The organism is Granulicella sp. S156, assembly GCF_009766105.1.
Taxonomy (GTDB): domain Bacteria; phylum Acidobacteriota; class Terriglobia; order Terriglobales; family Acidobacteriaceae; genus Granulicella.
In genome coordinates, this window is record NZ_LMUH01000013.1 from 532303 (window position 1) to 549377 (window position 17075).

The 17075-nt window shown below is 59.1% G+C and carries 21 protein-coding genes; 6 read left to right on the plus strand and 15 right to left on the minus strand.

Annotated elements, in window-relative coordinates:
- Position 1: 1 nt before the first annotated feature.
- Both GSQ91_RS12105 and GSQ91_RS12110 read right to left on the minus strand, forming a co-directional pair.
- A complete protein-coding gene (locus tag GSQ91_RS12105) occupies positions 2-517 on the minus strand; it encodes a hypothetical protein (RefSeq protein WP_254064526.1) in 516 nt (171 codons plus the stop codon).
- A 351-nt stretch (positions 518-868) separates the two neighbouring features.
- Positions 869-1354 carry a hypothetical protein gene (locus tag GSQ91_RS12110; RefSeq protein WP_158821795.1) on the minus strand — a complete coding sequence of 162 codons (486 nt, stop codon included), beginning with the start codon at positions 1352-1354 and terminating at the stop codon, positions 869-871.
- A gap of 69 nt (positions 1355-1423) precedes the next feature.
- Here GSQ91_RS12110 and GSQ91_RS12115 point away from each other — a divergent pair, with 69 nt between their 5' ends.
- The 3 genes from GSQ91_RS12115 to glgC all read left to right on the plus strand — a co-directional run bounded on the left by GSQ91_RS12115 (position 1424) and on the right by glgC (position 3450).
- Positions 1424-1618 (plus strand): hypothetical protein, encoded by a 195-nt coding sequence (locus GSQ91_RS12115; RefSeq protein ID WP_158821796.1) that lies wholly within the window; start codon positions 1424-1426, stop codon positions 1616-1618.
- Positions 1619-1761: 143 nt separating this feature from the next.
- Positions 1762-2091: a hypothetical protein gene (locus tag GSQ91_RS12120; RefSeq protein ID WP_371417110.1), complete on the plus strand. Its 330-nt coding sequence runs from the start codon at positions 1762-1764 to the stop codon at positions 2089-2091.
- Between the two features lie 96 nt (positions 2092-2187).
- Positions 2188-3450 (plus strand): glucose-1-phosphate adenylyltransferase, encoded by a 1263-nt coding sequence (gene glgC / locus GSQ91_RS12125; RefSeq protein ID WP_158821798.1) that lies wholly within the window; start codon positions 2188-2190, stop codon positions 3448-3450.
- A gap of 123 nt (positions 3451-3573) precedes the next feature.
- Here the strand turns inward: glgC and GSQ91_RS12130 are convergent, their stop codons facing one another.
- Positions 3574-4356, minus strand: a complete 783-nt coding sequence (locus GSQ91_RS12130; RefSeq protein ID WP_158821799.1) for a hypothetical protein — start codon at positions 4354-4356, stop codon at positions 3574-3576.
- 320 nt (positions 4357-4676) lie between these two features.
- On the opposite strand from GSQ91_RS12130, the gene GSQ91_RS12135 reads away from it, so the two are divergent.
- Both GSQ91_RS12135 and GSQ91_RS12140 read left to right on the plus strand, forming a co-directional pair.
- On the plus strand, positions 4677-4898 hold the full coding sequence (locus GSQ91_RS12135) for a twin-arginine translocase TatA/TatE family subunit (RefSeq protein WP_158821800.1): 222 nt from the start codon (positions 4677-4679) through the stop codon (positions 4896-4898).
- A 105-nt stretch (positions 4899-5003) separates the two neighbouring features.
- Positions 5004-5912 (plus strand): polyphosphate kinase 2 family protein, encoded by a 909-nt coding sequence (locus GSQ91_RS12140; protein WP_158821801.1) that lies wholly within the window; start codon positions 5004-5006, stop codon positions 5910-5912.
- 24 nt (positions 5913-5936) lie between these two features.
- Here the strand turns inward: GSQ91_RS12140 and GSQ91_RS12145 are convergent, their stop codons facing one another.
- Positions 5937-6821 carry a DMT family transporter gene (locus GSQ91_RS12145; protein ID WP_158821802.1) on the minus strand — a complete coding sequence of 295 codons (885 nt, stop codon included), beginning with the start codon at positions 6819-6821 and terminating at the stop codon, positions 5937-5939.
- 13 nt (positions 6822-6834) lie between these two features.
- Positions 6835-8202, minus strand: coding sequence for a VWA domain-containing protein (locus tag GSQ91_RS12150; protein ID WP_158821803.1), 1368 nt, complete (start codon positions 8200-8202; stop codon positions 6835-6837).
- Positions 8203-8425: 223 nt separating this feature from the next.
- Between GSQ91_RS12150 and GSQ91_RS12155 the strand changes: the two genes are divergently transcribed.
- Complete coding sequence (locus tag GSQ91_RS12155; RefSeq protein WP_158821804.1) at positions 8426-9487, plus strand: VWA domain-containing protein; 1062 nt, start codon at positions 8426-8428, stop codon at positions 9485-9487.
- Here the strand turns inward: GSQ91_RS12155 and GSQ91_RS12160 are convergent, their stop codons facing one another.
- The 10 genes from GSQ91_RS12160 to GSQ91_RS12205 all read right to left on the minus strand — a co-directional run bounded on the left by GSQ91_RS12160 (position 9488) and on the right by GSQ91_RS12205 (position 17049).
- A complete protein-coding gene (locus tag GSQ91_RS12160; protein ID WP_158821805.1) occupies positions 9488-10162 on the minus strand; it encodes a HisA/HisF-related TIM barrel protein in 675 nt (224 codons plus the stop codon).
- Between the two features lie 81 nt (positions 10163-10243).
- Positions 10244-11014, minus strand: a complete 771-nt coding sequence (gene hisF, locus GSQ91_RS12165) for an imidazole glycerol phosphate synthase subunit HisF (RefSeq protein WP_158821806.1) — start codon at positions 11012-11014, stop codon at positions 10244-10246.
- 65 nt (positions 11015-11079) lie between these two features.
- Positions 11080-11514: a hypothetical protein gene (locus GSQ91_RS12170; RefSeq protein ID WP_158821807.1), complete on the minus strand. Its 435-nt coding sequence runs from the start codon at positions 11512-11514 to the stop codon at positions 11080-11082.
- Between the two features lie 34 nt (positions 11515-11548).
- Positions 11549-12160: an imidazole glycerol phosphate synthase subunit HisH gene (hisH, locus tag GSQ91_RS12175; RefSeq protein WP_158821808.1), complete on the minus strand. Its 612-nt coding sequence runs from the start codon at positions 12158-12160 to the stop codon at positions 11549-11551.
- Between the two features lie 42 nt (positions 12161-12202).
- Positions 12203-12478 (minus strand): DUF2164 domain-containing protein, encoded by a 276-nt coding sequence (locus GSQ91_RS12180; RefSeq protein WP_158821809.1) that lies wholly within the window; start codon positions 12476-12478, stop codon positions 12203-12205.
- On the minus strand, positions 12475-13107 hold the full coding sequence (hisB, locus tag GSQ91_RS12185) for an imidazoleglycerol-phosphate dehydratase HisB (RefSeq protein ID WP_158821810.1): 633 nt from the start codon (positions 13105-13107) through the stop codon (positions 12475-12477). Before hisB ends, GSQ91_RS12180 begins: the two co-directional genes overlap by 4 nt.
- Positions 13104-14225 carry a histidinol-phosphate transaminase gene (gene hisC, locus GSQ91_RS12190; protein WP_158821811.1) on the minus strand — a complete coding sequence of 374 codons (1122 nt, stop codon included), beginning with the start codon at positions 14223-14225 and terminating at the stop codon, positions 13104-13106. The genes hisB and hisC overlap by 4 nt, the downstream gene beginning before the upstream one ends.
- Entirely contained in the window at positions 14222-15481 is a 1260-nt protein-coding gene (hisD, locus tag GSQ91_RS12195) for a histidinol dehydrogenase (RefSeq protein WP_158821812.1), read from the minus strand. The genes hisC and hisD overlap by 4 nt, the downstream gene beginning before the upstream one ends.
- Before the next feature lie 17 nt (positions 15482-15498).
- Complete coding sequence (locus tag GSQ91_RS12200) at positions 15499-15894, minus strand: hypothetical protein (RefSeq protein WP_158821813.1); 396 nt, start codon at positions 15892-15894, stop codon at positions 15499-15501.
- Positions 15895-16008: 114 nt separating this feature from the next.
- The gene (locus tag GSQ91_RS12205) at positions 16009-17049 is read right to left on the minus strand and encodes a hypothetical protein (RefSeq protein WP_158821814.1); all 1041 of its coding nucleotides are present in this window, start codon (positions 17047-17049) and stop codon (positions 16009-16011) included.
- Between the last annotated feature and the right edge of the window lie 26 nt (positions 17050-17075).

Sequence of the window (17075 nt, forward strand, 5' to 3'; positions counted from 1 at the left end):
CCTAATGGGCCGGCGATACGACGGCTTTCAGGTCGTTCAGCAGGGCAGCGATTCCATCATCGAAGTTGCGATCATGCGTCTTCTGTAAGTATGCGACATCGACGGATTCGGTAAACGTCCACAGGATGTAATGGGTCGGCCGATCGTAGATCACAAGCCGAAACATCGGCAGCGGATCGGCCGCACCCTTTACCTTGGCTCCCTGGTTGTCTCCAAAGGCAGGTCCTTTGGGCGCTACCAGTTGAATCTCGAAGACGAGGTCAGCTTCAGCTGGGCTTGTCTTCAGGGAAAACGTTTTATCTGCCGCCAACGCCATATAGAGCGCGGTATAGGGCCGCGCCGTGTCGCCGCTGAAGGGGTGAGGGAATAGTCCGCTGTCGGCGCCTGCGTTGGAGACAAACACGCTCTTGCCCGCAAGCAGTGGCGCCGGTACGGGAGGCCGGTTTGGAAGCTGTTGGGACTGTATCGCGCCGGGTAGAAGCAGGAACGAGAGTAGAAGCACGGAACGAAGCCGCATGATGGTGTCCTTTTTAGCAGCAAGGAGTGTCGTCTGTCTGCTAGGCAAGAGACGTGGGATTTTTACAGTTGGTCTCTTGGGAAAGATATTCGGTGAACCAAACCTACCCCTGGGACCGTGACTGCGTAATTAGGCCCCTTTGCTTTTCTAGTTGTCATTCCCGGAGGGAATCTGCTTCTTTCTTTGCTGGTAAGAAGGTTGTGGCTATACGAACCAACAGCAGATTCCCTGCGGGAATGACAACCAGAAAAACAACAACAAAAGCAAGAAGACCTCTCTGCTCCCGTTGGTTGGTCGAAATGGCAGCTTTTGGAGGGGGTTCGGGAGAGATTCTTCAGTAGAACTGTAGTACTAGCGTCGCTGCCGGCGGCTCGCGCGCACGAAGCTGCTGACGGAGAAGTACGCGAAGACCAGAAACACGGCCAGGTAAAAGTAAGCCTTGTGAGCTTCGGGTGTGATTGGCGACGCTTTGAAGCTGTTGCGCAGCCGCCACACGCCTTGCGCCAGGAACAGCGCAAACAGCGCGAAGAAGGTGCCTGTTACCTCCAGCCAGAGAACACTGGAAAACCGTTTCACGGGAGTCAGTACGGACTGACCGAGGCCACGTGCATGGGTTCTGGCATTTTTTTTCACTTCGGCAACGGTGCGGTAGGCCTCTGCGACCTGGGCTATGGGGGAAGGTTGAGGGGTTGTATTTGCAGGGGTGGGCTGTGTCGCTCGCTGCGAAGTCCCAGCCGAAGGATTTGGCGCTGTGGCTGCGTCGACGGCACTGATTAGCGTCTTTGTGGCGTGGCGCGCGCCGTAGCCAAGAGCGCGACCGAGGCGAACCCTGTCCATGGCCCAAGTGTATCGTGCCCCCACCTGTTGCCGCGAAGCGCGAAGTCCACGCCTTGCATCCAACGGCATATGGCGTCTGTCGATGGGGAAGATGAGAGTACGGGAAGCCTGAAGAAATGGGCCTGGTTGGTGGGAGGGCTGTGCGCCGCTGCGGCGGGGTTCCTGGTGTGGGGACCAAAGCGCGTCAAGCCGGTCCAGGACCTGGCGCATCGCCTTGAAGAGGCCTGGGAAGAGCACGACGAAGGCCAGGATATAGAGATCTAAAGGCCACCTGGTAAATCATGTTTTGCGACACCGCCGACATCGGCGTAATCTTGAGGGCAGTTGCACCCGCTGCTGCCGTTCCCAAAAGGTTGGTTTTGGGAATACCCGGTGCGTGGTCAGGGCATTCTGAACGAAGCCGGGAGGTGGCATTGAATCAACAGGTCAAGGATCTTATCCAAAAGTTAGGCGAAGCGATTCACGAGTCGGTAGCTGAATCGGAAGCGATTGCGGGCGTGGTCCGCGAGATACGCGAGCAAGGCTTCGACGTGATCCTGATGCTGGAAGCGACCATCGGCTTGAACGAGGTCGATGATGACGACGAAACGGCAGAAAACGACGAAGGCAATGAGGCGGCGCACGGTCCTTTTACGCGCAACGATCTAACCTTCCTGAAGTCTTTGCGCATCACAACAGAGGAGCATGAATCGGGCTCCAGCAGCGACACTGGTAGTGGTGGGCCCGACGGTGCATAACTGCATCTGCCTCAATGTTTTGACCGTGTGCTAGACTCGTCGCCAGTTTTGCGTCTTGTGAGATTAAATGCACTTTGGGAGAGGTAAAGGGAGTACATGAGAGATACGTTGGGTGTATTGCTCGCCGGTGGGGCGGGCGAGAGATTGTTTCCCTTGACTCGCGACCGTGCTAAACCAGCGGTACCTTTTGCGGGGCAGTACCGCATCATCGACATCACACTTTCGAACTGCATCAACTCCGATCTTCGTCACGTCTACATCCTGACGCAGTACAAAGCGCTGTCGCTGAATCGCCATATTCGCGAGGGGTGGGGGCCGGTAGTCGCGAGTGAACTGGGCGAGTTCATTGAGATTCTGCCGCCGATGCAGCGTGTCTCCAAGAGCTGGTACCAAGGCACGGCCGATGCGGTCTTTCAGAACATCTACTCCATCGGCTCCGAAGAGCCAAACTATGTGTTAATTCTCTCCGGCGACCACATCTACAAGATGAACTACGCGCTGATGAGGCAGCAGCACATCGAATCGGGCGCGGATGTAACGATTGCCACCCTGCCGGTGAACCCGGATCAGGTCTCTCAGTTCGGCGTTGTCGAGGTCGGCAAGAACGCTGAAGTTGCAGGCTTCGTCGAAAAGCCGAAGGAGACGAATATTCGGTCCCCTTTCAACCCTGACATGGTCGATGTCTCGATGGGCATCTATCTCTTCAACACGGACGTGTTGATTCCCGAGTTGATGAAGGACGCCGAGGACCCGAACTCCAAGCACGACTTCGGCCACGACATTCTGCCAAAGCTGCTGGGGCGTTACAAGATACACGCCTATAACTTCGTCGATGAGAACAAGCAGCGCGCGCTCTACTGGCGCGATGTGGGAACCCTGGAGGCCTACTACGAGGCCAACATGGACATCGCTGCGGTGGCGCCAACCTTCAACCTCTACGACAAGGCGTGGCCGATGCGTACGCGGGCCTATCAGTACCCGCCGGCCAAGTTCGTCTTCGGGGAACCCGGTCGCACAGGTATGGCGATCAACTCGATCGTCAGCGCCGGCTCCATCGTCTCAGGCTCGGTGGTGCGCAACTCGGTGCTTTCGCAGGATGTGCGTGTGAACAGCTATGCGGATGTCGATTCCAGCATCATCTTCTCGCACGTCAACATCGGCCGCCACTGCCGTATTCGGCATGCCATCATAGACCGCGACGTGCATATCCCGGATGGCACGGTCATCGGCTACGACCCCGCCGAAGATAAGAAGAACTACTTCGTCACTCCCAGCGGCCTAACCGTCGTCACGCGCGACTACTCGGTCTATGAGAACCCGGTTTCGACGGATTTCAAGCAGGTGAGCGAAGGCTGGTAAAGACAGTGACCAGTGTTAAGTGACAAGTGATAAGTAAAAGCTAAGCGGCGCGGAATGAATATCGTTCCGCGCCGCTTTTGTCTTACTACTTGTCACTTACCACTGGTCACTTATTCACTGCCTTTATCTCTTTCCGAACTTATAGACCAGTCCCGCCGAGATCGAGAAGAACTCGCGGGTCTCCGTTCCGAAGTGTTCGAAGATGAGATCGGGCTGCAGGCGTACGGCTACGCGCGGTGCATAGTTGAAGTCGATGCTGCCGCCTACTGCGCCAAAGGGAGAGGTGCTGTTGCAGTAGAGTCCCAGATTTCCGATCTGGCCGGGCTGCTGCTGTGACGGGCAGGCAGAGACGGGGCTGCCTCCCGGGAAATTCGCCGTAGCGTGATCGAAGATGCCCTCTGTAGCGCCGACGAGCGCGTGATAGTCGATTGCGGCGTAACGGTTCTTCGGGCCGCGCCACTGTATGCCGCCGCTCTCAATGTTCTGCATGACGAGTACACGGTTCAGATTGGTCAATTGATTGGATCCGGGATTGGGGGAGGTAGGCGTGGTTCCAGCCTGAAAGCGATAGTCTCCCGCGATGCCGAGATGGTTGGTCAGCCAATAGGTGCCCATCAATTCGCCGCCACCCATGTTGTAGTGCTTGGGCAGGTTCTGGCCGGCCTGGCCGTTGCTGTAGCTCAGGCCGCCGTAGACCTCCCACCGATTGTCATAGCGTGGTCCGGCGTAAGGCGCCAGCGCTGGTGAGGTTACGGTGGTCGACATGGGTTTGGTCCCGGGGGCTGCAACCTGTGCCTGCAGGCTGCTGGCGCAGAAAAGGGATGTTCCTGTCAGAGTTGTCAAAATTGCCAGAACAAGCGCCGCTATCGGCGTGCGGCGCGTGGATAAAGCTGTCTGATTCGTCACGTGGAAGATTGTCCTCTACTGCCGGCGCCGGAGCGCGCTATTGTTCAAGTGCGCGCCTTCGCGGTGCGTTCCTCTAAGGATATAACGCCGGGGCATGATTTGCGGCGAATCCTGCGGATTGGATAACGCGTTAGTTTGGATCGTGGAACGGCACGGCTCCAGCGCCTGTTGTTGTCGTGCAGAAGAGGGACTTGAAGTCCGCGGCCCTGGCAGCTTGAGGCCTGTACCCTTCAAGCCGCACTCACCAAGGACTGCTGGATCGTGCGACAATGGTACGTCGCCGCCCCGTTCGACTGGGTACGGCAGCAGGGAGACTTCGTATGGGTGAACTTTTTACACCAACCCACCTGATTGTGCTGGCTGTTGTGGCTATTGTGCTCTTTGGCGGCAAAAAATTGCCGGAGCTTGGCAAGGGCCTCGGTGAAGGCCTGCGTGGCTTCAAGGAAGGCGTTAAGGGCATCACAGAAGATCCCAATGCCGCCGCCAAGACCAGCGAGGCGCCCAAGCCCGGAGACTCGCTCAAACCGCCACCGGCAGCCTAACTGGTTTTTTATCGACAACACAGGAGCGACGGTCCCCTGCGACCGTCGTTTTCTTTTTCGGTGAATGCCCGGCGTTTGCCGGGATCTCCCAAAGAGGCCATCTCCATGAAGTTGAAATCAAGCTACTTCGTAAAGCCGCACAGCAAAGTGCGGCTTTCGCGTCTCTCCACCTCTGAGACCGGCAGTTTCCACGACAAGGATGACGTGGAGCCTGTGCTCGCGAAGCATCTCGAGCAGCTTGCGGCCCTGCAGGAAGTCCTCTACGCCTCCCAGTCCAAGGCCGTGCTGATCGTGCTGCAGGGCATGGATACCGCAGGCAAGGATGGCACTATCCGGCACATCTTTTCGGGGATCAATCCTCAAGGCTGCGATGTTGCAGCCTTCAAGGTGCCGACACCGTTGGAGGCCCGGCATGAGTTTCTATGGCGCTGCCAGGCCCAGACGCCAGCGCGCGGCATGATCGAGATCTTCAATCGTTCTCACTATGAGGATGTGCTTTCCCCGCGCGTCCACGGCTTGATCTCAGACAAGGTTGCGCGCCGCCGTATGGACGATATCAACGCCTGGGAGCAGACGCTGGCGGACAACGAGGTTGTGATCCTCAAGTTCTTCCTGCACATTTCGCACGCGGAGCAGACACGCCGTCTGCAGGCGCGCATCGACACGCCCGACAAACGCTGGAAGCTTTCACCCGCCGACTTCGCCGAACGCAAATTCTGGCCGAAGTACGTTGACGCTTACGAGGACATCCTTCGCGACACCAGCCACAAGCACGCCCCATGGTTCGTGATTCCGGCGGATAACAAGTGGTACCGCAACATCGCGATCTCTCAGATTCTGGTAGACGCGATGAAGGGCCTGAAGCTGGAGTATCCGAAACCGACGTTCGATCCATCCGGCATCAAGCTGACGAAAGAGAGCGCGGATTCGGCCGTGAAGAAGATCGCGGCGCGCAAGAAACGCAAAGGCAAAGATGCCCCTGCTGCCGATGCGACTCCAGCGAGCAGCAAATAAGGGTGGGATGAGGAGAGCAACTCCTCAGAGCGTAACCATCACAACTGCGGCCACCGCCATGACCATACCTGCGATCTGCCGTCGCGTAGGCCGCTCGTGCAGCCTCCATGCCGCCAGCAGAATTGTTGACGCAGGATAGAGCGAAGCCAGCACCGCCGCCACATCCAGCCGGCCCAGGCGAGTGGCCCATACGAAGAGCATATTGCCGCCGGTATCGAGCAGCACGACAGAAAGAGCCCACAGGGCAGCGGACCTGTTGATGCGGCCTGCGTCCTTGTCTGCGGCGCCTCCGCGAAGCCACAGCACCAGCAGTGTCAGGCCGCAGGTGGTGAGGCTTCCGATACGAGCCACGGCCAGTGGCACAAAGACTCCGAGCGGGTTCGCCATGCGCAGAGCTACGAAGTAAACGCCGAAGCCGATGCCGGCAAAGATGGCGAGGCCCAGCGTCCCTCGGGCAGAGTTTCCCGTAGAAGGCCCGGCAGCGATCACCCAGATAGCGACAAACGCAAACGCAAATCCGGCCAGCCGTAGCGCGCCTGGAGCCCCTTCGAGCACCAGCGAGACCAGCGCAGGGATAGCAGCGGCCAGCAGCCCACTGATCGCGGCTGAAACACCCATCTCACCGCGTGAGAGAGCGATATAGAACGCCGTCACGGAGGTACCGCCGGCAAAGCCTGCCAGCAAACTCCAGCCGAGCAGCGCACCGTGAGGCATCGATTCATGCCGAAGCAGGATGATCGCCGCTAACACTGCAAAGCTGGTGAAGTGAGACAGCAGGATGACGCGCAACGCCGCCCGGAGCGAGCCTCCTGCGGCCTTGACGCCCATGCCGCCAGCGAAGTCACCGCCGCCCCATGCCACCGCCGCAGCAAGCGCCACCAGGGCGTTGCTTTGTATGTTCCAGTTCACAGACTTCCAGTGTCTACGGTACAGCCGAAGGCGTTACCGGCAGAGGGGTGCTGTTTCTGGGGGTTGGGAAGTAGCCATCCTTTGAGATGACCGTCAGGTCAGGCTTCATGACACGAACTTCGATCTTGCGGAACTTCTCGTCGAGGATCGGCTCGTGGCTGTAATAGCCAACCGTGTACTGATACCGTACCTGTTCGGTAATCTTGCCAAAGCTCTTCTCGATCCCGCCCTGGCGGAACTCGGGATCGGTCTGTCCACCCGTCAACGCGGTAATACGTGGCAGAACATCGTCACGCATAGTCAGTGGCAGGTGAATGCGGTCGATGAAACCTAATCCGCGAATGGCCGAGTCACCCACCAGCGTCGCAAAGACCTCGATATTGTTGGTCTGGCAGAATTTGATGACTTCTTTTTCTTTTGCAGTGCTGCCGTATTCCTTGCCGTCGGAGATCACATACACAACCCGCAGCCGGTCTTTGCCCGCGTGTGTCGTCTCAATTGCCGCAGCGAGGATCGCATCGAGCAGCGTATGGAACTCTCTGGGAGGGGTCACAAACAGGCCCTGCTGTCCGCGTACCGGAGTGGTATTGGGATCAACCTGCTGATTGTTTTTCACCGTAGTCTGGTCGAGACCGCTGCCAAAGGACATATTGGGCTCGCGTCCAACCGCCTTGGATCTCTCCAGAACGACACCCAGGCGAGCACTCTGGGCCGCTGTAAAGGTCGTCTGTTCCTTCACGCCGTTGTTGTACGTAAAGACCGAGACCTCGTCGTACGGTGCGAATGCATCTTGCAGGGCGTGCAGCGAGTTGTTGATCTTGGTCATGGTGTCGAAGGTCACGCTCTGGTCGATGACCAGCGCAACCGACATCGGAGAGGGATCGCGCCCGAACACCATCATCTGTTGACGCAGGCCATTCTCGTAGATGCGTACATCGCGCCACGTCAGCGCGGGAACCAACTGATTCTTACTGTCTTTGACGGTGAAGGGAACCGTGACGAAGTTTACGTGCACACGCAGCACCGGAATGGCATCCGCACCACGCGGCGGTGGAGCGCCCTCGTTGTCATTGTCGGGGGCCTGCGCGCTGGCCGCGGATGACGAAGGCAGGGTACTGCCGGGCGCCGTCTGGCCGTCGCTGGCAGGAGCCTCTGCCGGGGCGGATGATGCCTGCGGTGCTGGAGCACTGGGCAGTGCGGCACCCACGGGGGTGATGCTATTGAGCTGCGGCAATGCCTGAGGGCGTGGCGCGTCCGGAACGTTCTGTTGCGGAGTGCTGGGAGTGCTCTGACCCTGCATTCCAGAGCCGAAGCCCGCTCCAAAGCCCACCAGCGCCACCGTTAGCGCCCCTACCCAAACTGTCTGCTTGCCGAACACCATTAAGGTCAACCTCTTCTTGAACACGGTTGCCCGGGACCGACAGGTCACAGGCACACCCTTTGAGACTACCAGTGTGTGCGCTCCTCTGCTACATTCCGGCTATACCTCTTAATAGACTTATAGACGCACGGAAGGTACACAGTGTTGTGCTGCTGGCCTGGACGGCCCGGAACCCGGCTTCCGTTTGTGGCCCCAAGAGGCCACTTCGTCGTCTAATAGACCTATGCGACCTGTATTTCTGCGTCTTATTCCGGCTCTGACGTTCGCTCTTCTGGCCTGTGCGCCAGGTCTTCGTGCACAGGAGGCGCCCTCGCCCGACGGCCCCCCTCCGGCGAGCACGGCACCCGGCCAGCAGGAACGGGATCCCGACACCCAGACTCTCAAGGTCAACGTCAACCTGGTCGACGTCTATTTTTCCGTGCGCGATAAGTCGGGCTTCATCACCGGACTGCACCAGCAGGACTGCGGCCTGTGGGAAGACGGTCAGCAGCAGACGATCAAGAACTTCACGCAGGAGAAGAATCTTCCGCTGACCATCGGTATTCTGCTGGACACCAGTGGGAGCCAGAAAAACGTGCTGCCGCTCGAGCAGGACTCCGGCGCCCGCTTTCTGAGTGAGGTGCTGAAGCCGAAGGACGAGGCATTTTTGATCTCCTTTGATGTCAACGTCGATCTTCTGGCCGACTACACCAATAGCGCTCGCGAGCTGAAGCGCGCTATCGATAAGGCCACCATCAACGCGGCCTCCTCCAGCGCCGGTGTTCCTGGTATTGGCGGCGGCCCGTTCCCGACGAGCAACCCTCGCGGCACGTTGCTCTACGACGCCGTTTACCTGGCGGCCCATGACAAGCTCCGCATCGAAGCCGGCCGCAAGATCCTCGTGCTGCTTACCGATGGCGGCGAGAACGGCTCGCAGGAGACCCTGAAGACGGCTACGGAAGCCGCCCAGAAGGCCAATGCCATCGTCTATGTGATCCTCATCGCCGACCGCGGCTTCTATGGGGGTGGCATCACGCTGGGATCGACCGGCGCCCGGGAGATGGAGCAGTTGGCCCAGGACACCGGTGGCCGTGTCATCAATGTCGGCAACAATGGCAAGAAGCTCGAAGAAGCCTTCGACCAGATCCAGGACGAGTTACGCACCCAGTATCTGGTCAGCTATACGCCCAAGAATAAAGTCGCCGACGGCAAGTTCCGCAAGACCAACATCGACTGCGGCAAAGGGACGAATGTGCAGGCACGCAAGGGGTACTACGCGATTGTCGGCGGTGGCGACGATGAATAGCTAAGCCTCCATAGCCCCTGAATACACAGCCATTCCAGCCACGGCGTCCACGCCCATCGCATCGAGCGCGTCCACTTCGGAGCGTTCTTTGATGCCTCCGGCGACGATGAGCTGCCGGGCAGTCGTAGACCGTAACACTGCGGCAACGTCTATCGGAAAGCCCTGCATTGTGCCTTCGGTATCGACGTGCGTGTAGAGGAAGGCTGAGGTGTAATCCTCGAGCCACGTTACAGCCTCTTCGGGCGTCAGATCGACCGAATCCTTCCAGCCCTTTATCGCGACTTTGCCGTTCTTAGTGTCGACGGAGAAGCACAGCGCGTCTTCGCCAAGCGCTTTCTTCAGGCTTGCGGCGAATGCTTTGTCTACGCCCTCGCTGTTGAAGAGCGACGATCCATAGATCACGCGCTTAGCCCCGGCGTCGAGCAGCCGCTGGCCGTCCTCGGGCGTCTTGAGGCCGCCACCTACCTGGCAAGGCAGCCGCTTGCAGATCATCTCGATAAGCTCGCGGTTGTCGCCCTGCCGCATCGCCGCGTCCAGGTCGATGAGCTGCACGGTCGGGTACTTGGAGAAGCGTTCGATCCAGTAGTCGAAGTCGTCAAAGGCGAGTTTGAGTTTCTCGCCCTGCACGAGCTGCACAATGCGCCCGCCCATCAGGTCAATCGAAGGAATCAGCACGTCGTTGTTCTTGCCTTTCTTTTTGTCATTCCCCTGAGCGTAGTCGAACGGGGAATCTGTTTCTGTTTTTGGCCATTGATCTCAGCACGGCAGCCGCATCGGCACACCCGCCGCCGCAACCTCAGCCTTCAACGCCCGCGAATCCGTAATCCCAAAGTGGAAGATGCTCGCCGCCAATGCCGCATCCGCCTTGCCGGCTTTGAACACCTCGGCAAAGTGTGCGGCCGAACCAGCACCACCGCTGGCGATCACCGGAATCTGCACGGCCTCCGACACGCGCCGCGTCAGCTCGCAGTCGAAGCCGTTGCGCATGCCATCGGTGTCCATCGACGTCAGCAGAATCTCACCTGCTCCGCGCTGCTCGGCCTCGCGTGCCCAGTCGACGACGCGCAGGCCAGTCGCCTTGCGTCCACCGCTGACATACACCTCGGCATCTTCTACGCCGTGCTCGCCGCGTCGGGCATCGATTGCGACGATGACCGCCTGCGCGCCGAAGCTGGAACCGATCTCGCCGATCAACTCTGGCCGCGCGATGGCTGACGAGTTGATGCTGACCTTGTCGGCACCTGCATCGAAGACAGCCGCTGCATCTTCCGCGGAACGAATGCCTCCGCCTACGGTGAACGGCACGAAGAGCGATGCTGCCGTGCGTTTCACGGTATCGAGCAGCGTGCCGCGTCCCTCGTGGGTGGCCGTGATGTCGAGCAGCACAATCTCATCGGCTCCCGCAGCCGCGTGGCGATGCGCCAGCTCCGCCGGATCGCCCGCATCGACGATATCGACGAACTGAATGCCCTTTACGACGCGTCCGCCTCTTACATCCAAACACGCGATAATACGTTTCGTTAGCACAGTTCAGCCTTTGCTTTTCTTTCTGTCATTTCAGCAGGGAATCTGCTTTTGGTTAGCGGCACAAATTACGAACTCACGCTCATATCCATAACCGGGCACTTTGCCGCCGCAGCCTCGTTGCCGCCGACGCGGCCAAAGCCAAAATCATCGGTCCCAAGAAAGCTCATCTTGTGGTGACGAGCCATGCCGCTGAGGTCGTTATGCACCATGTGCATCGCCATCTGGATGGCATGCGCCGAATCCGCGCCGCCAGCGGGAGTGATGTGCTCACGGCCCAGCGCGCTGATGCGGTAGGGGCATGCCCAGCCCTTGCCTTCGATGTGAAAGGGTTTGCCGAAGCCAACGGTCAGGGTTGCGGTGTGGCCTTCGTGTTCGATATCGAGAAAGCGTTCGGCGATGGTCTCAAACGGCACGAGATCCATGCCGGTCCAGTTTGCCGCCAAGTCTGGCTTCACCATTTCCACCGTGCCCTGCGAGATGTGTGTCGTGTCGCTAATCATGATGAGCCTCCTGCTACTGCGTTGCGGATCGATGCTAAAGCGCGAGAAAGTTCTTCAGTACGCGCAGGCCGGTTTCGGCCGACTTCTCAGGGTGAAACTGTACGCCCATTACGTTGTCACGTTCCACGGCTGCCGTGAATGCACCGCCGTAGAGTGTTGCTGCAGCGGTATCTGGCGAAACCGGAGCGCGCCATGAGTGTGTGTAGTACACAAAGCTTCCCGGTGTAACGCCCGCAAGCAGTCGCGAGTCTTCGCGCACATTTTCCAGCGAGTTCCAGCCCACATGTGGCGACTTCAGCTCGGCTCCCTCGAAGACAGCAGGGAAGCGTTCACACTGGCCGCTGAAGTGGCCTAGGCCTGCGGTCTCTGGCGCTTCGGTCGAGCCGACATACAGCCATTGCAATCCCACGCAGATGCCAAGAAACGGCGTGCCCTTTGCGACAGCCTCTCGCGTAGCCTGCGTCAGGCCGAGATCGGCGAGCAGTTGCGTCGACTGAAAGTGCCCGACGCCGGGCAGCACGATCTTGTCTGCTCGAAGTACATCTTCGGGCTTTTGCGTGACGACGATATCGTCAGCGCCAAGATGCCGCAACGCCTTTACGACGCTCGTCAGATTGCCCGCTTTGTAGTCGATGACAGCGATCATAGTGTTTTTCTTACGTTTCTTTCTGCCATTCCGCAGGTCCGCCTATCTCGATTTACTCCGCTTGGCTGCAAGCTTCGGCCAATACTGAAACTCGTCCACGTAGAGCTCAGCTTCGAGGTCGGCTGCACGCTGCTGTATCCGTGTCTGGGCATCCGTAATCGCCTTGTTGTAGATTGCGGGGCCGATCTCTTCGACGAAAAAATCCAGCAACAGACCAGCCGGTAATTGTCCGATCGGCTCAGGCATGTTCACCTCGAAGTACTGTTGGATCGAGGCGATGGCATCTTTTCGCGCCCGTTCCGCAAGCTCGATCTTCACAGCAGCCCCTTCGTGCTTGGCAGCAGCTCCCGCATCCGCTCATCGCGCGAGCACGCACCGCGCATGGCTCGCGCGAATGCCTTGAAGATCGCCTCGATCTTGTGATGGTTGCTGCGGCCATACATCGTCTTCACATGCACGTTGGCCTTCGCGCCGCGGGCGAAGCCGTCGAAGAAGTCCGCGACGAGTTCGCTCTGCAGGTCGCCTACAACGGGTACTGTTACCTGGTCGTCGACGACATACGCCACGCGCCCCGAGAGATCGACTGCAGCCACGGCGAGCGTCTCATCCATCGCCATGACGAAGTAACCGGCACGCAGGATGCCCTTCTTATCGCCCAGTGCCTCGGCAAATGCCTCACCCAGCGCTATGCCGACGTCCTCGACGGTATGGTGCTGATCCACATCGAGGTCACCCACGCACTTCAGTTGCAGATCGAATCCGCCATGCCGCGTAAACAGTTCGAGCATGTGGTCGAAGAAGCGAATGCCTGTCGAGACCGTATAGCTGCCCTGTCCATCGACATTCAACCGAAGGGAGATCTTCGTCTCCGTCGTATTGCGCTCAACGACGCCGATGCGTTCGTCGTTCCCCGGAACCACACCTAACTCCTGTACGAGATCACTCATGCTCGTGCCCTGCCTTCCTCGGGTGTCCACCCAATCTCTGCCAACGACTCGCGCAATGCCGCGATGCCGCGCGTTACATGTTCCTCGACGCCAATGGTGATGCGCACATAGCCATTGCAACCCGGATCGGTCGAGCGATCGCGCAGCAGTACGCCGCGCTTCCGCATCGCGGCTACAAGCTCTTTGTGCTTCGTCCCAATATCCATCAGGATAAAGTTCGAAGCACTCGGCCATGTCCGCACGCCGAGCTCCTCAAGAGCGGTAAATACTCGCTCGCGTCCCTGATGCACCTGAAGGATGTACCAGTTCAGGTAGTCCTCATCGGCAAGCGCTTCGGGCAGTACGGCAAGTGCAACGCCGTTCACGTTATAGGGCGAGCTCACCTTGCGCAGAAAACCAATCAGCCGGGCATCACCGACCACCATGCCTATGCGCAGATTTGCCAGCCCATAGGCCTTGGAGAACGTGCGCGCGACAATCAGGTTCGGCACGCTGCCAACATCGCCGAGAGTCGTCTCGCCGTGGAAGTGGAAGTATGCCTCATCGACCATCAGCACGGCCTGCGGGGCGGCAGCGGCAATTGCGAGCAGATGTTCGCGGCTCACGGTCGCGCCGGTCGGATTGTTCGGCGAAGCGACGATGATCAGCTTGGTCTTCGGCGTGATCGCCGCAAGAAATCGCTCGAAGGGAAATGTCAGAGTGTCGTCGGTCTGTACCTTGCGCAGGCCGGAGGTCATCATGCTGATCGACACGTCATACATAAAGAACGTGGGCGTGCAGATCAGCGCCTCATCGCCTTCGTCGAGAAACGCGCAGGCCATCAGGTGAATCGCCTCGTCGACGCCGTTGGTCAGAAGGACTTGATCTACATCGAGTCCGAAGTGTGTTGCGACGATCCTCTCGACCGGCTGGCGCTCCGGGTAGATCGTCAGTCCTTCGCTGGTCAGCTTCTGTAACTTCGCAAATACGCGGGGGCTTGGCGAATTGGTGTTCTCGTTGAAGTCCAGCCGTAGAGCGTCGCGACCGGCGAGAGGCGGGTGATACTCCGGCATCGCCAGCACAGCTTTGCGCGGTTGTACCGTTGCGGTTTTCAGGTCGTCCATCGTTAAGGTGCTCATCTCATCCTCACACGCACGCTTTCGGCGTGTCCTACTAAACCTTCTGCTTCGGCCAGCGCAATCGTATGCGGACCAACCTCGCGCAAGGCCTCGCGTGTGTATTGCTGCACGGTAATCACCTTCACGAAGTCGAGCACGCTCAGGCCGCCGCGCACACGGCCATTGCGGCCGGTGGGCAGCACATGGTTCGGTCCGCTGATATAGTCGCCCATCGACTGTGGTGTGTGGTGCCCGATAAACACCGAGCCGGCATTCTTCACCCAGCGCAGATCGGCGCCTGCATCCACGGTTAGGTGCTCGGGCGCAAGGCGGTTGGTCAGCACCTGCGCTTCTTCTACTGTCTTGGTGACGAATGCAAATCCCTGCGCTGCCAGTGAGGCCTGAGCAATCTCGTTGCCCTGAGCCTGGCGCTTTGTCTCGAGCGCGACCTCTTCGGCTAAATCCTGTTTGCTTGTGATGAGCACGGCCAGCGCCTCAGGATCGTGTTCGGCCTGCGCCACCAGATCTGCGGCTATACCGCTTGGGTCGCCGCTTTCACTGGTCACTACGATCTCTGTCGGTCCTGCCGGCATGTCGATGCCGGTCTCCTGCGAGACCGCAATCTTCGCTGCGGTCACATACAGATTGCCCGGTCCAACAATCTTGTCGACGGCGCCGATCGTCGGGGTTCCAAAAGCCATCGCCGCGATCGCCTGTGCGCCGCCCACGCGATAGAACTCCGTCACTCCCGCGAGATAAGCCGCCGCCATCGTCTCGCGAGCGGGTTTTGGCGAGCACACCACGATGCGCTCTACGCCCGCTACCTGCGCTGGAGTTACGGTCATCAACAGCGTCGAGGGCAGGGGATAGCGCCCCCCGGGAACGTAGCAGCCTACCGAGCCCAGCGGCCGCACGATCTGTCCGACTTCCATGCCGTCCGAAGGACGAAAGCTCCAGGCGCGTGGCAACTGCTTCTCCGCGAAGGTGCGGATGTTGGCCTGTGCCAACCGCATCGCCGCTTTCAGCTCTTCGCTTGTGGCCTCCCACGCCGATCGCATCTCCTCGCGGCTCACCAGCAGTGGCTGGTCATCCGCTAGTCCATCGAAGCGTGCTGCGTATTCCCGCAACGCAACATCGCCGCGCTCGCGTACTGCTGCAAGAATCTCGCGGACCACACCATCGACCTTGGCGGTATTCGCGGCGCCGCGCTGCTCGAGCTGCTGTAATGCAGCCTCCGCTGCTGGCGCGCTATCGCCGAACGTCTTCAGAATTCTCATGCCACCTCACTGCTTTTTTAATAACGCGCTTTGCGCATCTGCCGTCGTTCGCGTCGCGGGCCAGTCAGAACCACGCGCTTTGCAGCCTCTGGTCCAGCCGGATAGATACGATTCGGGTTCTTCGGGTCGATCACCACGGCGAGCCGCACACCGGCAGTGATCTTCTGCCCCGGCTCTACCCGCGAGTGCAGTGTCACCGAACGATTGCTGCCGCCGGGCTCCTGAATCCACATGGAAATCTTCATCATCGGTAAGGTCCTGCCGAACCGCTTCATAGGCTCCGCGGAAACCACTGTGGCATACACAGCCACGCCTTCACGTTCCGCCCTCTGCTGCCGCCAGCGCTGAAAAAAGTACAGCACGGCCGGCGTCGCGGCGGCCAAAAACAGGAGTGTCCAAATTGCAATCTTCATCAAATGCCTTTCTTGTGCAGCGCTAGAGCTGTTCGCGTATTTCTTGTGCAACGGATGGTTCCTGCAAGCTCCGTTTTTCCTGGGGAAAAACGGCATACAGATCCGTGACTCACTCTACACCGATGGGGAACCGCTCCCACGTTCCTGCGCAACCTGCGCTGCAACCTTGCTGAGCTTTGCCAGCGCTAGTTTAGGATCGCCCCAGCCCATCGCGATGCTGTCGATCGTGAAGGTCTGTGGATCGTTTGGGTCGTAGCGGATGGGTATTGTGGCGCCTGTCTGGGAGACCACTGCCGCTTTGTCCGGGCTGCTTACTCCAACCGAAGCGCTTCCTTCATAGGGCGCGGAGCCGTCTTCCGGAAAAACAGAAAGCTGCAGCACCCATTTGCTGATGCCCTGACGGGTATAGGTCTCGGGAAGAGACTGCTGCACGGCAGAGTTGATTCTTGCCTGTCCTTTGGCTCCGGCAAACAGAATCTCATCGGCGAGCACCAGCGCATCTACCCGATTGCCGGTGCGTGGAATCGTCTGTCCCTTGGTGAACTCCGGAGGCATGATGTAGCCCGCTCGCGGTGGAGATAGCGTGTCCAGTTTCAAATACACGCGATCGCCAACGGTAAAAGGAGGTGTGCCGGGAAAGCTCTGCAGGCAGAAGACTGTCTGGCGCGGTTGCCCAATCTTCACAACATCGACCTGTACGCTTATCGAGCCATCGCCCGTGGGGGTCAAGGCGACCACATCGCCAACCGCAAGGCTTCCGGAAAACTGTGGAGGAATAGACGTCGCCAGCCGCAGGTTGTCTGCAAGGGGGTCTTTGCGCTGGAGCGCCGTGGCGTTGGCAAAGTAGACGCGGTTCGGATCCTTTGGATCTACGACGACAGCGACCATCTGGCCCAGGGCCAGACTCATACCGGGTGGGATTACTTTGCGGATGCTGCAGCGTTTTGGTGGCCCGTCCAACTGCTCCACCTCTACGTCGATCTTCATGACCGGCTGATAGTTGATCGAGGTGTGAGTGGCACTGATATCGACAATGGTGGCCATCGTCAAACGGCCTTTTAACTCGGCCCCGCGCCGGCGCCAGGCTCTCATCGCTGGAATCACGATGACCAGCGCGACGATCAGAATTAATGCAAACGTTGTCCCTAATGACATTAGACTGTCATCCTCCTTCCATCCCG

Coding starts and splice junctions, on each gene's coding strand:
- GSQ91_RS12105 (WP_254064526.1), bottom strand. CDS start 517: ATGCGGCTTCGTTCCGTGCTTCTACTCTCGTTCCTGCTTCTACCCGGC.
- GSQ91_RS12110 (WP_158821795.1), bottom strand. CDS start 1,354: ATGGACAGGGTTCGCCTCGGTCGCGCTCTTGGCTACGGCGCGCGCCAC.
- GSQ91_RS12115 (WP_158821796.1), top strand. CDS start 1,424: ATGGCGTCTGTCGATGGGGAAGATGAGAGTACGGGAAGCCTGAAGAAA.
- glgC (WP_158821798.1), top strand. CDS start 2,188: ATGAGAGATACGTTGGGTGTATTGCTCGCCGGTGGGGCGGGCGAGAGA.
- GSQ91_RS12135 (WP_158821800.1), top strand. CDS start 4,677: ATGGGTGAACTTTTTACACCAACCCACCTGATTGTGCTGGCTGTTGTG.
- GSQ91_RS12140 (WP_158821801.1), top strand. CDS start 5,004: ATGAAGTTGAAATCAAGCTACTTCGTAAAGCCGCACAGCAAAGTGCGG.
- GSQ91_RS12150 (WP_158821803.1), bottom strand. CDS start 8,202: ATGGTGTTCGGCAAGCAGACAGTTTGGGTAGGGGCGCTAACGGTGGCG.
- GSQ91_RS12155 (WP_158821804.1), top strand. CDS start 8,426: ATGCGACCTGTATTTCTGCGTCTTATTCCGGCTCTGACGTTCGCTCTT.
- GSQ91_RS12170 (WP_158821807.1), bottom strand. CDS start 11,514: ATGATTAGCGACACGACACACATCTCGCAGGGCACGGTGGAAATGGTG.
- hisH (WP_158821808.1), bottom strand. CDS start 12,160: ATGATCGCTGTCATCGACTACAAAGCGGGCAATCTGACGAGCGTCGTA.
- hisB (WP_158821810.1), bottom strand. CDS start 13,107: ATGAGTGATCTCGTACAGGAGTTAGGTGTGGTTCCGGGGAACGACGAA.
- hisC (WP_158821811.1), bottom strand. CDS start 14,225: ATGAGCACCTTAACGATGGACGACCTGAAAACCGCAACGGTACAACCG.
- hisD (WP_158821812.1), bottom strand. CDS start 15,481: ATGAGAATTCTGAAGACGTTCGGCGATAGCGCGCCAGCAGCGGAGGCT.
- GSQ91_RS12200 (WP_158821813.1), bottom strand. CDS start 15,894: ATGAAGATTGCAATTTGGACACTCCTGTTTTTGGCCGCCGCGACGCCG.
- GSQ91_RS12205 (WP_158821814.1), bottom strand. CDS start 17,049: ATGTCATTAGGGACAACGTTTGCATTAATTCTGATCGTCGCGCTGGTC.